The following is a 15404-nucleotide window of genomic DNA, read 5'->3' as shown; positions in this document are numbered from 1 at the left end:
AGGCCAAGAGCGTCGGCTTATCTGTTCACGTTGCTGTTATACAGATTGCCGCCGCCAATCCTGACATCACCGGAGGCCGTCGTGCCCGTGGTCGCGCTCGTCGCATACACCACGTATCCCGCGGCGGCATCCAGGTCGACGGTGTTGTTCTGGAACCTGTTGTTGACGCCCGTCGCATAACCGCTGCCGTGCGTGCGGACCTGGAAGGCATCCACGACGAAGGCATTCCCGTTCCGGTAGCCTTCGTTGTAACGAATGAGGGAGTTGACGCCCTTGACGTCCACGAAGCTGTCGGCGCTGTTGGTCCCGGAAATGCCCGTCCCGTCGAAGGTGCAGTACTCCACGACGGTTCCGTCCGCGCCTTCCTTGATATCGATATGCTCCGCGGTGATGCCACCGGCGAAGTTCGTGTATCGAATCACATTTCCCACGACGACGTGCTCATAGGGCGAGCTGGCATCAGAGCCGACATAGGCGCCTTCGCCATATCCCGGCTGGTAGTTGCCCGTGTCGTGGATCTTCGAGTGCTCCAGCGTGTTGTAGGAGCTGCCATCACGGAAGTGGACGCCTTCATCCCCGATGAGGTGAACCTCAACGTGGCTCAGCACATTGTGGTTCCCGTTGTCGACGATGATTCCCTTCTGCGCATTCGTGATGATGAGGTCACGGATCTGCCAGTAGTCCCCCGTTAGATGGATGCCATAGGAGCCATCATTGACCGCAACGCCCTTCAGGATGGCCGGATTACTCGGGTCGCAGCTCTTCAGGATGATGGGGCTGGAAGCCGTGCCGCTCCTGCCCGAGTAGAACAGTCCCTGGCCCCCTGGATCTCCGCTCGTGGACCGGTTTCCCGTATAGGTGCCCGAAGCAATGACCAGGGTGCTGCCCGGGGCGGCGTTCTTCATGGCGTTCTGGATATCGGCGGTCGTCGCCAGCGCATTCGCACAGGAAGTCGTACCGCCGCTCGTCGTCCCGATGGCCGTGTTGCTGCCACTGGAGACATTGCCCGCCGCGTCCCTGGCTTTCAGTTGATAGTTGTAGGTCGTCGAGGCCGTCAGGCCCGTATCGCTTGTCGATGTGCCGCTGACGTTCTTCAGAAAGGCGCCGTTCCGGTAGACGTCATACCCAGTCACACCGACGTTGTCCGAGGAGGCGCTCCAGCTCAGGTTGATCTGACTGCTGGACACCCCGGTGGCCGTCAGGTTCGCGGGCGCCGAGGGTGGTTGAGTGTCTCCGCCCGAGCCACCACTCGCCGTGATCTCCAACTGCGGAGGGTTCGAGGCGTTCTCGCTGCTGTTCAGCGTGGTGTATTTGCCCACGCTCTCCTGAAGCACGAATGAGACCGTGCCGTCTCCGCTCGCCTGGGCACTCACATAGGACGTCACATCGATTTCGTTGTACTTCGCGGTCGTGTTGATCGGCACGCTGCCAACCTGGCTTCCCACGGCCGGCTTGTTGGCCCAGGTGATGGCCGACTCCGTCCAGGTGTCCGTCGTCTCGTAGGCCACCAGGGTCGTGGTCGACGACGCGCTGCCGTACACCTTCAACCTGGCGCTCGTCACGCCAGAGAGCCCACTTACGTTGAACTTCAAATAGCCATGACGGCTCGTGCCCGAATCGGTCTTCAGATACACCGACGTGCTCGAACCGTAATTGGATGACGGATTGCTCTCGTGGACGTAGGAGTCATCCGACGGAGCCACGAGGGAGAGGGCCTGCCGCGCCATGCCCGAGCGCTCCTCCGGCCCATTCGAGTCCCCTCCGCAGGCCACGAGCGCGACGGTCACTCCCACGAGTGTCAGCCGCCGGCCCCACATCCGCAGGACTTCCTCTCGACGATTGTCCATGGCTCCGGTCCCTTCCGTGAGGGCTCTCCCTCCCTGCCTGACGGACGGGTACCGCGGGCGAGAGAGGAACGAGCGTTCCGGTCTCGCTTTATAAACACGATTTCCAGCTTTGACGAGGACCCTGTCTCCAGGGTCCCCGGCACAGTCACCTCTGCGGTGACTCCATGACTACAGCAGGAAGTCCTGCCACGGGCCGGAGACCTCGACCGAGCCTCCCGCCTCGCGCGCCCAGATGCGCGGGTCGTACATCGCCTCCGCCTCGACCGGCGGCAGCGTGAACTTCCCGGACGTCACCGCGCGCACCGCGTAGACCACCGTCTTCGTCTCGCCCGCCTCCAGGCTTCCGAAGACCTCCATCCGGTCGTCCCGGATGTTCACGTAGTCCGCGCTCCACGGATCCTCGCTGGAGACCCACTCCACCGCGCCCCCGCGCCCGAGCCGCGCGTTCTCGATCTCCCAGCCCGCCGGCAGCCGATCCACCAGCGCGATGTTCTGGATGCGCTCGCGCGAGGTGTTCTTGATCTTCACCTCCACGTAGACGAGGTCCGCCAGGCCCACCGAGCCGCCCTGCACATCGAGCACGTCGCCCGCGAGGTTGCGGTAGCGACGCTCCAGGGAGAGGCCCTCGCCGCCCGTGCGGTACTGGCCGTCCGAGCGCACGCCCTCGCTCGCGAGCACCAGGTAGAGCTTGCCCTCGCCCTTCTCCGGGACCTTCAGGGTCAAGCCCTTGCGCTCACTCGCGCGAGCCAGGGCCCACGTCCGGTCGGAGGCGCGCTGCTTGACGCCCTCCCGCGTCGCCACCTCCTTGCCATCCGCCGTCAGCACCGCCGGAGCGAACTTCGAGGCCGCTCCCGCCACGCGCTTGCCCAGGCCGGTGATGCCCCAGACCAGCTCCTGCGTGGTGTAGTAGCTGCTGCGCTCCTGCTTGAGGGCCTCGGCCACCCGCTGCGCGAGCGGCTCGCCCGCAGCGTCATCCCCGAACAGATCCTGGAACGTGCTCAGCATGAAGCCGCGCCGGCGCCGGTCCGAGTAGAAGGACCAGCTGTTCCACCGCTCCTCCACCACCGTCGAGACGTCCGGGTTACGCAGGTCCTTCTCGTAGCGGCGATCGCCGGCCTGGTACAGCGCGGCCTTGAGCATGAACTCCTGCTCCGCCCGCTGGCCGTTGCTGTAGAACTTCTGGTTGCCGAGCTGGTCAATGAGCTTCTGCACTCGCGCCTTGTGGCCCTTGCCGGCCATGGCCAGCACGTAGTGCATGTAGGCCTCGGAGCCATCGTTGTAATCGCCCGAACCCGAGCGACCCTCGCGGCGAGTCACCTGCTGGTTCATCCACTCGATCGCGCTGTCGATGCGATCCTGCGGCACCGCGTACTTGCGCTTCTGCGCGTCCAGCAGCATGTGCGTGGCGTAAGCCGTGCCCCACTCCACCGGCTCGGTGGCGCCCGGCCAGTAGCTGAAGCCACCCGAGGGCGTCTGCATGGAGAGCACCCGGTTCACGCCCGACATCACCATGTCCTCAATCTTGGCGTTGGCCGTGAGCGTCGGGTCCACGCTGTCCACGAGCTCGGAGACGTAGAGCAGCGGCCGGGTGGAGGACGTCGTCTGCTCGACGCAGCCGTACGGGTACTGCACCAGGTACGAGAGGTGCTGGAAGGACTCGGCGTAGGGATTCGTGGTCACCCAGAACGTCGAGCGCTCGCTGGTGGGCAGCCAGCCCTGTAGGTACGGCGACAGGTCCAACGTGCCGGCGGCCAGCTCGAGCCGCTGCACCTTGCGCTCGCGCGGGCCCGCGGGGAGGAAGGGCACGTCGAGCTGCTCGAAGGAGGTGTGTCCACCGCCCTCCGCCGTCACCTTGAGGCGAGCCGCGCCCACGGCCTGCACCGCCTTCGCCTGGAAGACGAGCGTGGCCGCCTTGCCCTCCTCCAGCCGCACCTTACCCTCGCTCTTGCCGAGCAGCTGCAGCGGCGAGGCCATGGACGCGGGCATCGCCATGCCCGGCACCGGGAGGTTCTCCGCGGTGAGGGACACCTTCACGTCCTGCGCCTTGCCGGAGAGGTTGGTCACGAAGACGGGGATTTGAATCTCATCCCCCTGGCTGAGGAAGCGGGGCAGCGTGGTCTGCAACACGAGCGGATCTCGCACCAGCACCTGCGCGCTGGCGTGGCCGATGCGCTTGGGGCCGCTCGTCACCGCCATCACCCGCACCGCGCCGCGGTACTGAGGCAGCTTGAAGGGGACGCGCAGCTTGCCGTTGGCGGGCACCGGCAGCACGCCACTCCAGAGCGCCACCGGCTTCACCGGCTGCACGCGGCCCGAGGCATCGCCCCCGCCATCACCACCCGTGGAGCGGCTGGCGCCCGCGGGAGGAATCAGCAGCGTCCACCCGAGCGTCTCGTATGTCTGCACGCCCAGGGCCCGCCGGGTGAAGAGCTCCGCGAGCGGGTCCGGACTCTTGAAGCGCGTGAGAGAGAGGATGCCCTCGTCCACCACCGCCACCGTGGCGAAGGTACCCGCCTCCACCGAGCCCAGCTCCAGATCCACCGTGAGGGTGTCATTGGAGCGAACCTCCTTGGGCGCGTTCAGGGTGACGGCCTGCGTGTAGTCCACCGGGTCCAGCGTCATGCTGGCCACGCCGAAGGCCCGGTCCGGCATGAAGGCCTGAGCGGACTCGAGGTGCGGGTCCTTCACGAGGAAGGTGCTGACGTAGACGTTGGGCGCGAAGGCCGAGGGCTTGAAGGTCCACATCACCTCACCCGGCTCCACCGCCTTCCACTCGAAGGCCTGAACGCCATCCGTCTCGGCGGTGAAGAGCATGCGACCACGGTAGGGCGCCTTCACCTTCACCGTGATGGACTCCCCCACCTTCGCCGAGCGCGGCAGCTCCACCGCGAGCGAGGTGGGCCGCGCCGGTCGAGGCGTCTGGTCCACCCGAGAGGAGGACTCGTCCGACCAGTAATAGCGACCGTGCCCCTCGAGCTGCAGGTCCGTCTGCGCCGCACCGGACTTCACCCGCACCAGGTAGCCCGCGGCGTCCGAGGACGGCGTCACCTGGAAGGAGAACTTCCCGCCCTCGGGCTTGACGGTGGTACGGCCCTCGCGCACGGGACGCAGGTGGCGCTGATAGCGCTCCTCGCCCGAGTCCTCGTCGTAGAAGTAGCCGTACTCCTCGTCCAGGCGCAGGTACTCCACCTCGAGCGGCTTGACGGCCTTGCCATAAGGAGCGCCCTGCCAGTCCACCACCACACCGGAGACGGTGAAGGGCTGGTTCGCCTTCATCTTGTCCACATTGGCCTGAAGGCCCACGTAATACGCCTCCGGGTGCACCGGCACGGTGGCCTCACCCAACGTGGAGCGGCCACTGCCGGCCTCGAAGACGCTGGCCTGCGCCACCAGCTTCGCCGGGCCCTTGAAGCCCCCCGCGTCCTGCTGCGCCGGGCAGCGCACCAACGTCTGCCCCTTTGCGTCCAGCTCGGCCTTCACCTGCCCCAACACCGTGGCCTTCACGTCCGAGCCCTCCGGACGCCACACCCCATAGGCGTACTGCGCATTGTCCTTCGGGCGGAAGACGGACGGCTCCAGCCGGCACGTCACCTCCACCGGGCTGTTCTCCGCCGAGCCACCGAAGAGGTACGCGGCCTCCACCGTCAGCGGCACCTCCTCGCCCTGCACGTAGCCGGGCTTCTCGGTGCGGGCCGTCACCTTCATGCGCTCGGGGACGAACTCCTCCACGTTGAGGCCGTACGCGACCACCTGCTTGCCGGCCACGCTCAGCACCACGCGGTAGGCGCCCGTGTCCTGGTAGGCCTCGAAGGGCACGTCCAGCGACACCAGGCCCGCCTCGTTCGTCTTCAGCGTCACCTTCTTCAGGTCGCGCTCGCGCGGGTCCACCACCTTCAGCTCCACGGGCATCCCCACCGGAGGCGCCACGTCATCCTGGCCGCGCAGCACCGCCACCACGTGGGCGGTGTCTCCCGGGCGATACACGCCCCGATCCGAGTAGACGGAGGCACGGTAGGGTTTGTCGGAGCGGTACGGCTCGCCCTGCACGTCCGAGTTGGCGATCTCCGTCTTCAGCTCGTTGTACTTGAGGTAGGTGAACTCCTCGCCCTTGCGCGCGAGCAGGGCGAAGGGCTCGGCGGTGTCCACGCCCGGCGCGGGGACCGTCAGCTTGCACCCATCCGCGCCCCCGGTGGTGCAGCGGGCCACCACCTGGCCGCTCTTCTTCACCAGGGAGATCTCCACGCCGGACAGCGGCTCGGTGCTCTCCATGCCGAGCGCCCACACGAACACCTCCTCCTTCGCCTCCGAGCCCCGAGGCGCCAGGCCGCGCTTGGCCACCAGGCTCAGGTCCGTGAGGAGGATGCGCGAGGCGGACGACTTGTAGGCGCCCGAGGCGGTGATCTCCACGAGGCCCCGGGTGCTCGCGGGCACAAGGCTGCCCACGTCCAGCCAGGTGGTGGCCAGCGTGTCCTGCGCGCCCTTCAGGGCCAGCGTCTTGCGCAGCAGCACGTTGGAGGTGCGCTCGTCGGCGGCCTCCTGGCCGTCATTGCTCATCCAGTAGAGGAGGTTCTCCTGGGGCACGTGCCGCACCACGAGCTCCACCGAGTCCAGGTTGAGGTGGTTGAGGGGCAGGTTGCGCCAGGCGCTGCGCGGCAGGTAACGGCCAGTGGAGCTGAAGCTGACCTGTGGGCTGCGGGCGGAGATGGAGAAGGACTTCTCGTAGGTGGACAGCAGCGTGCCGCCCTTGGACGAGACAGCGCCCGCGTCGATGCGCATGGCATAGGAGCCCCGCTTGAAGTCCCCGAAGACGCGGAAGCCCCAACGCGAGGGCGACACGGAGAACTTCACCGACGGGTTGAAGTGAATGGAGTCCGCGGCGGAGTCCTCGTCGAGGCTGCAGCGCTCGCCACCTTCTCCATAGTAGTAGTCGTAATCCCCCTCGCCCTCCGGGTGGCTGGGCGCCGCGTCACCCGACACCTCGCGGCAGCGGACCTCGATGAAATGACCGGAGGCGCCCTCCTGCGCGTAGGCGTTGGTGATGTCGAGGCGCTTGCCCACGTGCAGCGCGAAGGAGCCCTCCCCTGCCGCCGCAGTGCCCCCATTGCGGCCGGTCGAGGCCAGGCCCTGCTTGAGGGTGAACTTCACCTCGGCGCCTGGACGGAGGCTCGCGCCCCCCAGGGCGGCGGTGACGATGTGACGGTCCGTGGGGTGGGAGCGCAGCTTCACATCAGACAGCGCCTTGCCGTCCACGGAGAAGGAAGCGAAGCGGCGCACGTTGGCCACGTCCACCGGACCGGAGAAGACCAGGTCTGCCTCCACCTTGCCCTTGCGCACGTCCACCTGCCGAGGCGAGAGGCGCAGGAAGGCGAAGGCGGGCGTGGTGAAGGTGCGGCTCCACCCTCCCGCGACCTGGGGCTTCACCACGGTGCCGTCGGCCAGCTCGAGTGCTTCGAGCGTGACGGTGTACTCGGTCTTGAAGGCGAAGCTCTCGCGCGGGGTGAAGACGAGCGTGGAGCCGCTGCGGAAGCTCAGCATGCCCGGCACGTTCGGAGACACTGTGAAGGCGGTGCCCTTCTTCACCTCCTGGTTCTCGGGCGCGACCGAGCGGGGGAACTCCAGCACCACCTCGCGCGGCACCATGCCCTCGGGGCCAATCTCGCTGATGACGGGGGCGAGGGAGTCCGCCGAGGGAGGGGCACTCGGGGTGCTTGTCCCGGAGGGACCGCTGCCGCTGGCCGGGGCTCCCGAGGTGGGGGCTGGACCTGACGGCTGCGGGGTGCTCGTGGATTCGTCCTTGTTGCAGCCGGCGAGCGCGCCTACCAGCAGCGCCGCCAGCAACCAGCGCGCCCTGGCCGGGCGGGACGGCTTCAGCATTGGAACAGACTGCGGACCCATGTTTCCTCCGAGGAGATGACTCGGGTTTTCACGCGGCGTGCCAGAGGACCGGACGCCGTTCTGGAGGGGAGTTGTGGTTGGAAGCCCACAGCCCGCTCGCGTCCCCCCACGCGGTCGAGCGCCCACTCGGTGGCCAGCGAGCCGCAGCCCGTCTCTGGCCCAGGTGGGACCTTGGAAGTTGCTGGAGACGCTAGGGCGGCTCGCGGTCGCGGGTCAACGATGCTCGGCGTCCATGTCCCATTGCTCCGGCGAGGACAGGCACACGCCGTTGCCCGAGTCGTCGGTGCTCACGCAGAACCGGAACGGGCCGCACGAATCGGGCTGACCCACGAGGCAGCGCCGGCGACATCGTCCCTGGAGGCAGAGGGACCTCTCTTCACATTCGGCGAGCCCGCGCCTTGACCACAGGGCTGCACGCACCGCCTTCGTGCCTCCCCCACGGCGTGGATGGACATCTCTGTCTCACACACCTGGATCCCAGGACAGGGCTCGCTGGGACAAGGACGTCCCCTCACCCTCGCACATACCGACACGCCCCCCTCGCGTTGAATGCACTGCTGGCCCTCGGGACACGCGCGCCCCTCGCACGTGGGCTGGCACACGGGTCCATCGGGGTCGCCACGAGCACAGAAGAAGCCCTTCGGGCACGTCTCCTCTTGCCCAGGCACGCACCGCCGGCCGCACCAGCCAGCACCCGCACAGACGAGCCCCTGACCACAGCCCCATTCCCTCTGGTTCGGCCTCGGGGAACGGAGGCACGGCGCGCCCTCCTCACGTGTCCCCTCGAGGACACAGACGCGAGTGGCCACCCGTTGTCCACTTCGGATGGGAAGGGAGCGGCAGACCCCATACGGCGCGCACCACGCATCCGAGTCACAGCTACTGGCCGTGCACAGCCGTCGCTGTTCATACGGGTCATAGGCACAGATGAGCGGAGCCTCACACTGCGCATCCCCCTGGCACGGCTGACGGAGGGTGGGCCGCGCGCGGAACTCCGCAGCCGTCAAGCGGGGGACGAAGCGCCACCCCTCGACTTCCCGCTCCACGGGCGCCCGGCTCCACAGGATGACGAGCCACACCAGGGGGATGACCAGCAACGACACGGCGGCGAACGCCAGCACGGCCCGCGCCTTCTCCCGCCCAGCCCAACGCAGCATGAACACCATGCTACCCGCGCGGTAAACTCCGTGAGCACGATTTCACCCGCCAACGCAGGGGGCGCCGAGCGGTAACATGCACGCCCATGTCCTCACTCAAGGACGCGAAGCCCCAGGCCGGAGCAAACCTGTGACTCAGTGGACCCGCCCCACCGAGCGGCACAGGCTGTGGGTGCCATCCCCTCTGCTCATCCTGCTACTCGCCAGCATCTGTACCGGTGGTTGTCGGCTCAATACGCCGAAAGGATGCACCACCACCTACACTTGTTGCCTGGAAAATCACCCCCATGAGACCCAGGTCTGTAATGGGCTCGAAGGAGCGGAAGTCTCAACCTTCCAGCTCACCTCTCCCACGAGCCAGGGCATATCCGTCAATCAAACGGCCGTGGCGGCAACAGCGGGATTCACAGCGGGCTGGGCCATTGGAGTACTGATTCAGGGTGATGATGACGACCTCGATGAACTCCAGGACGAATTCGACGAGCTCATGCAAGAGTGCGCTGACCGCGCGGAGCAAACCGTAAACCGGCGGCGGTTGATGGAAGGAATCCTCACCTCCGCGGAGTGCAATGAGGTGGTGGGCAGGGACAAGAACGACAAGCCCGTCACGCGAGCCATGGAACTGGGCAAGGAAAAGCACAAGGAAGCGTTCAAGTGCATCAAGGAGACACTGGAAGGACTCATCCCAGGGCACCTTCTCATCGAGCAACGCTATCGCATCGACAAGAAAAGGTGGCGGATCAAGCCCCTGAGCAAGGAGGAAGTCGATCAACTCGTGCGGGCGGGCCGGAAAAAAGAACTAGAGGGAACCGTGGAGCCCGATGTGGTCGTCCACTCTGGAGAACCCACACAGGCACGCTTCGTCTACGAATTCAAATTCCCCTGTGTCCAAGGCTCCTCCACGACATGGACGACCTACCTGCGGGGACCCTACGCAGGCAGCACCCAGGAACTGGTCTACTGGAACGCTTTCGGCGTGCGACCCAGCCTCGTCATCCCAAGAAAAGGAATCAAGCGATGAGCGAGCGGTACCCGCGAGTGAGGAGGTACTCCAAAGATGGGTTGTTGGCCCTGCGTGAGGGGCTTCATCTGTGCTTCTTCATGCAACGCTCGCACGCGGACGTGTCCCCCCTAGTGGCTCGCGCGCTGGATGTCTATCTGGATACCGTGGGCCGCGATACGCTTGGCTGGTACGCCGCTCCGGATGGGGAGCTCCGGCCTTTGGATGACACGGGTTGGAAGGACATCCGCTCCCGACTCCTGGACACGACCCACGCCGAGGCATGCTCTCTCGAATTGCTGGAACACGCTCACCAGGTGGCTGGGTATCGCTTCGAGTACAATGGAAACAAGCTTGAGCCCCTCCCCACAGCCCAGAGCGCTGGCCTGGTGAGCGGAGTTTCTTTCTGGCTGCCGACGGAGAACCTGGAGGAGCAAGGTCCAGGACAAGTGAGAGAATTGGCCGTAACGCTGGCGCGTGTTCTGCCGCTCACCTCCGGATACGCCAGCCTCTCCTTCAACTCGATGCAAGTGCTCGGGGCCGATCGAATCATCCGAGAGCTTTGCGTCCAATACCCGGGATTGGACGTGCACTCCCTGAGCGCTACCACCCACGCCATTGGTGCCGGTGTAAGGGGAGCCTATTGGCTGAACTTCTTCGGACAGCCCTTGCTGGGACAACTCGGGGGCGCCAGGGGGCTCCGGGAGCAACTCCCTCGCCCAGAGATAGACCTCCATGAATTGGAACAGGACAAGGTCATGGTGGCACTGGGAGAATGGCCCGTCATGGGCCATGAGGCCCAATCGGAAGCACTGCATCCATACCGGGAGTTGGCTCGCGTCCTGGAGCCCTATCTGTACGAGGAGAAACTCCGCTGGCGCTCACTCAATCCGACGCGCATGCGGCAGTGGCAGCGCCGATTCCTCGACTGACCGCACCACCTCGAAAGTCACCCCACCGGCCTATCCCATGAGGTAGAGTATCCGGGTCCGGAGCGCCCTACCGCCCATGACCCTCGCCATCGCGGGCTTCGCCCGTTTCCCCCCTGAGCTGCTCGTCGTCCTCGCGGCCGCACTGCTGCTCTGGCCTCCGGTGCATCGGCTCCTCCTGCGCCTCACGGCCTGGTGCTTCGAATGGGGCGCCTTCCGCACGGCCCTCGCCCTCACCCGTGTCCTGGAGTGCCTTCCCCTCGCGGCAGGGATGAGATCTTTCTTGTGGCGGGAGGAGCTCTACGCGCACTCGGCGCTCGGCCACACCACCACGGCCGTCGCGGGTGCCCGCCGGCTCGCGGACCATGCCAAGGCGGACAGCTGTCTGCCTTGCGCCAACTGCGCCATCAACATCTTCATCAATGCGGGCCTCTATTTGGAGGCACTCGACATCGAACGGGGCTGGCAGGGTCCGTCCAATCCCCCGGACCCATCCGCGGCGCGCGCGTGGGCCCTGGTGCGGTTCAACCTCGTCGAGGCCGTCTACAACCTCGGGAGCTGGGAAGCAGCCAGCGCGCGTCTGTCCAACCTGGAGGAGGTGGCTCGTGGGGATGCTTTCCTGTGGAACTTCTTCCCCATCCAACGCGCGTGGATCCTCGCCCACACCGGACGCGGTGAGAACGCGCTCGGTGCCCTCGCCCAGGTGGACTGGAAGCGCTTGCCCCGGCTGTACCGGAGCGAGGCGCACTTCGCCCTCGCAGCCTCGCTGCTGGCGGTGCACCGGTACGAGGAGGCTCGGCGGGAGGCACGCACGGGGTTGAAGCACGCTCGTCGGGTGTCGAGCACGCGCAACGGGCTGTTCCTGCTCGGGCGCATCACCGTGGCGGCGGGGCACCCGGAAGAGGCCCTGCGCTTCTTCGAGGCTGGCGCCGCGCACCGCTACCAAGGGCAGGGAGGAGATGGCTTGCTCGCCTGGGGGGATTGCCTCGCGGAGCTCGGCCGTCATGACGAGGCCCGGGAGGCCTGGCGGCTCGTCCTCACGCGAGACAAACAGAGCGGTGCGGCCTCGCGGGCGGCCTCGCGGCTCAGGCGCCACGGGCAGGGTTCTTCCAACGAGGGCCTTCGCGCCGCTCGGTGATAGGTAAGTCGAGTCCTCGCCAACCGCGCTAAGGTGTGCGGCTGATGCCTCTGCCCATCCGGCTGGTGCTGTTACGCCCGCGCAACGCGGAGAACCTGGGTGCCGCCGCCCGGGCCATGAAGAACTGCGGGCTGTCCGAATGGACCTGGGTTCACCCCGAAGCCGAAGATCTCGCCCCCGCGCGCCGGCTCGCCGTTCACGCCGAGGACGTGCTGGAGGCCTCGGGCCGCGCGGACTCGCTCGATGCCGCCGTGGCGGACTGTGTCTGGGTGGTGGGCACCAGCTCGCGCAAGGTGGAGGGCAAGCGGCGGCTGTCTCCCCGCGCCGTGGCGGAGGAGATGGTGCAGCGCGCCGCCCAGGGGCCCGTGGCGCTCGTCTTCGGTGACGAGCGCAGCGGGCTGACCAATGCCGAGGTCGAGCGCTGTCACGACCTATCCGCCGTGCCCACCGCGCCCGAGCAACCCTCCATCAACCTCGCCCAGGCCGTGCTGCTGTACGCCTATGAAATCCGCATGGCCACGCTGGCCGCCTCGCCTCCTCCGGCGGCTCCTCTCCCCGTGGCCGCCACGGACACGGAGCTGACTCTGGTGGAGTCCGCTCTGGAGGAGGCTCTCGTCGCCGGTGGGTTCCTCGTGGATGAGGATTCGCGCGGGCGCACCGGGCTCCGGGACTTGTTCGCTCCGCTGCGTCGTTCCCGGCTCACTCGCAAGGAGGCGAAGCTGTGGCTCGCCGCCCTGCACACGTTGGCCAAGCGGCTGCGCTCGGGGAACAGGGGAGGATGACCCTCACCCCGGCCCTCTCCCAGAGGGAGAGGGTGGCTCAGCGCCCCAGCAGCCGATTCATCAGCTTCGGGTCCTCCGGCAACAGCCCCGACTTCGGCAGCCTCTTGAGCAGCTCCTTCCAGCGCGCGTCCGCCTTGTACGTCTTCTGGAGGAGCGGCAGTGCCTCGTCCACCTTGCCCACGTTGACGAGCGACACCGCGTGCCAGAACACCATCTCCGCGTTGCCCGGCACCAGCGCCTCCGCTGCCGAGTAGGCCTTCAGCGCCCCCTCCGTGTCGTTGCGCTCGATGGCCAGGTCTCCCTCGTTCATCAGGTTGTAGGCGCGCTGCAGTGTCACCAGCCGGCGCAGCTCTTTCAGCGGTGCAGGGTGATCATCCACTCGCAGGTCGAACTTGCGGTCCATCCAGGGACGTCCCGAGGCCTTGCCCGACACCACGATGAGCCCCGCCGACTGCTTGCCCCGGATGTCACCTCCCTGCGCCTCCGCCGCTTCGAGCGCTACCAGCATCCGCTCGGCCAGGTCGCCCTTCGTCTCCCGGAAGGCCTTGGCCATCGCCGGCCACACGGTGTCCTTCTCCATCATGTTCGCCTGCACGGAGAAGTTCTCACCCACGATGTGGCCCGCTGCCGCGACGCACTTGGCTCCCGTGTGCGCCGCCACCCGGCCTTTCGCGTCGATCATCGCCACCTGCCGCACCTGGCTCGCGGAGTCCGCGGCCAGCAGCCCGGCGAGCGCCTCGGGGCCGCTACGGCCCACCCGCATCAACTCCAGGCCGAGCTTCCCGTAGGACGGATCCACAAAGGACTGGGTGGCCACGGCACCCACGCCCGCTTCCGCCCAGGGCACCGTCGCTCCCACCGAGAACCAGTGCGACTGCACGGCCACACCCAGCTCTCCCGTGTCGGGATCTCTCGCGACGATGGAATAGGTGTGGACGGGCCGCTTGGGAGGCGGGGCCGGAGTGGGAATGGGTTCAGCAGCGAGCGTCGGTAGGGCAAGCAGGACAAGCAACAGGATGGAACGCACCAGGGAGCCTCCTAAGGAACGGGCCGGGGGAGCCTGGGCGAGCGGGCATCCAGCCGCAAGCGCTCTCCGTCCCCCGACCGTCCAGCGGGCGACCTGGAAGCCCCCCCAGTGATGTGCGCTCCAGGTCCCTACCTTCTTCGGAGATTCCACGCTGGAAGGAGCGAAACCATGAAGCACATGCCCTACGAGCGGATGTCCATCAGCGACACGGCGGATGACACCCCGGAGAACCGCCCCAACCGAGAAGCTCCCGCGGAGAAGGAGAACGGTCCCAGGCGCACGCCCAACGCCGCCGAGGGCACCGAGCGTGAGGAGCGGCGGATGCCCCAGGACGAGCCCGGCCCAACGCCCGGCTCGGCCGAGGGTGGTGCGTTCGACGAACCCTCGCGGCACTGACTCGCGGCCGTTACAGTGGCTCGGAGCATGCCCCGTAAGCCACCACCCCCCCGTCGGCCCTCGCCCTCCCCTTCCAAGCACGCCCACCCCGGGCGATGGGAGGGCAAGGCCAAGCCAGATTGGCTGTCACGCGCGCTCGCGCGGGCCGGGGTGCTGCCGCAGGATGAAGCGGAGGACGCCATCCAGGCCGGCCGTGTCACCGTGAACGGCAAGGTGGTGAAGCACCCCCTGGCCCCGGTGCCCCCAGGCGCCAGCCTGCGCCTGGACGGAGTGCCCATCTCGCTCGAGGCCCCCACCCGGGTGTTGGCCTTCCACAAGCCGGCGGAGCTCCTCACCTCCACGGTAGGCCAGCACGGGGTGGGCACCGTCTATGAGGTGCTCCTGCCCCAGCTGCCGCCGGAGCTGGCCGGCTTCACCTGGCACGCCGTGGGCCGGCTGGACCGGGGCACCACCGGGCTGCTCCTCTTCACCAATGATGACAAGCTCGTCACGCACGTGACGTCGCCCGAGACGCACCTCACCAAGCGCTACGTGGCCACGGTATTCAGCGAGGCGGACGAGGCGAAGGTGGAGCCGTTGCGCCACGGCGTGCAGTTGGAGGACGGCCCGGCCCGGCCCGCGAAGGTCCGGCTGAGGGATTCGCACACGGTAGAGGTGACCGTCACCGAGGGCCGCAACCACCAGGTGAAGCGGATGCTGGGGGCGGTAGGCCTGCCGGTGCGCGCCCTCCACCGCGAGGCGGTAGGTGGGGTGGAGCTGGACGTGCCCGAGGGCACCTTCCGGCTCCTCACCGACACTGAAATCTCCGAGGGGCTGCGTTTCGCGCTGCCCTCCGCGCGTGTCACGACTTCATGACTTCCGCTTCAAGCTGCCCACGGTAAGCCCCGCAGCGCGCGGCGCCACCCGGTTGATTCCATCGGCCCGAGCGCGAGCCGGCTCCGGCACTTGGGCGGGGTTGCGCGGAACCACCGTCGTCGCAGGGGGCGAAACCCCGCCAGCGGTGCTCCGTCCCGGGGCTCCCTCGAGCAGCTGCTGGATGCGCGCCCAGCGCACCTTCTCCTCGGCCATGAGGCGCGTCAGCTCCTCGCGGGCGCTGGCATCCGGCAACGCTCCGGCCGCGGCGGCGACCCGGTCCATGAAGGGCATCAGGTAGCCGATGTCCTTGTCGAAACCCGCTGGCTTCGCCATGTGCATCCTCCTCGGGAGGGGGAGAGGGCCCCTTCCACCCCTTGA

The 15404-nt window shown here is 67.3% G+C and carries 10 protein-coding genes; 6 read left to right on the top strand and 4 right to left on the bottom strand.

The genetic code is table 11. The features are described from left to right. Positions 1 to 17: 17 nt before the first annotated feature. Together F0U60_RS16945 and F0U60_RS16940 are read right to left on the bottom strand one after the other, a co-directional pair. On the bottom strand, positions 18 to 1847 hold the full coding sequence (locus tag F0U60_RS16945) for a DNRLRE domain-containing protein (protein ID WP_395820823.1): 1830 nt from the start codon (positions 1845 to 1847) through the stop codon (positions 18 to 20). 168 nt (positions 1848 to 2015) lie between these two features. After that, positions 2016 to 7742 carry an MG2 domain-containing protein gene (locus F0U60_RS16940; RefSeq protein ID WP_395820821.1) on the bottom strand — a complete coding sequence of 1909 codons (5727 nt, stop codon included), beginning with the start codon at positions 7740 to 7742 and terminating at the stop codon, positions 2016 to 2018. Positions 7743 to 9029: 1287 nt separating this feature from the next. Here F0U60_RS16940 and F0U60_RS16935 point away from each other — a divergent pair. The 4 genes from F0U60_RS16935 (at position 9030) to F0U60_RS16920 (ending at position 12748) form a co-directional block, all read left to right on the top strand. Continuing rightward, positions 9030 to 9920 carry a hypothetical protein gene (locus F0U60_RS16935; protein WP_395820817.1) on the top strand — a complete coding sequence of 297 codons (891 nt, stop codon included), beginning with the start codon at positions 9030 to 9032 and terminating at the stop codon, positions 9918 to 9920. Continuing rightward, positions 9917 to 10831, top strand: coding sequence for a type VI immunity family protein (locus tag F0U60_RS16930; RefSeq protein ID WP_395820814.1), 915 nt, complete (start codon positions 9917 to 9919; stop codon positions 10829 to 10831). The genes F0U60_RS16935 and F0U60_RS16930 overlap by 4 nt, the downstream gene beginning before the upstream one ends. A gap of 76 nt (positions 10832 to 10907) precedes the next feature. Beyond that, complete coding sequence (locus F0U60_RS16925) at positions 10908 to 11966, top strand: tol-pal system YbgF family protein (protein WP_395820811.1); 1059 nt, start codon at positions 10908 to 10910, stop codon at positions 11964 to 11966. 44 nt (positions 11967 to 12010) lie between these two features. Continuing rightward, positions 12011 to 12748: an RNA methyltransferase gene (locus tag F0U60_RS16920; RefSeq protein WP_395820808.1), complete on the top strand. Its 738-nt coding sequence runs from the start codon at positions 12011 to 12013 to the stop codon at positions 12746 to 12748. Between the two features lie 37 nt (positions 12749 to 12785). On the opposite strand, the gene F0U60_RS16915 is transcribed toward F0U60_RS16920, so the two are convergent. Next, positions 12786 to 13775, bottom strand: coding sequence for a DUF1028 domain-containing protein (locus tag F0U60_RS16915; RefSeq protein ID WP_395820805.1), 990 nt, complete (start codon positions 13773 to 13775; stop codon positions 12786 to 12788). 168 nt (positions 13776 to 13943) lie between these two features. Between F0U60_RS16915 and F0U60_RS16910 the strand changes: the two genes are divergently transcribed. Both F0U60_RS16910 and F0U60_RS16905 read left to right on the top strand, forming a co-directional pair. Continuing rightward, a complete protein-coding gene (locus F0U60_RS16910) occupies positions 13944 to 14171 on the top strand; it encodes a hypothetical protein (protein WP_395820802.1) in 228 nt (75 codons plus the stop codon). A 27-nt stretch (positions 14172 to 14198) separates the two neighbouring features. After that, positions 14199 to 15026, top strand: a complete 828-nt coding sequence (locus tag F0U60_RS16905; protein WP_395820799.1) for a pseudouridine synthase — start codon at positions 14199 to 14201, stop codon at positions 15024 to 15026. Here the strand turns inward: F0U60_RS16905 and F0U60_RS16900 are convergent. Beyond that, a complete protein-coding gene (locus tag F0U60_RS16900) occupies positions 15021 to 15359 on the bottom strand; it encodes a hypothetical protein (RefSeq protein ID WP_395820796.1) in 339 nt (112 codons plus the stop codon). The two genes, F0U60_RS16905 and F0U60_RS16900, sit on opposite strands and share 6 nt — an antisense overlap. Positions 15360 to 15404 lie beyond the last annotated feature (45 nt).

The sequence above is a fragment of the Archangium minus genome (assembly GCF_044360475.1).
In the GTDB taxonomy this organism is placed as follows: Bacteria; Myxococcota; Myxococcia; order Myxococcales; family Myxococcaceae; genus Archangium; species Archangium minus.
The sequence above is the reverse complement of the archived record's forward strand: the minus strand, read 5'-3'. Positions and strand labels throughout refer to the sequence as shown.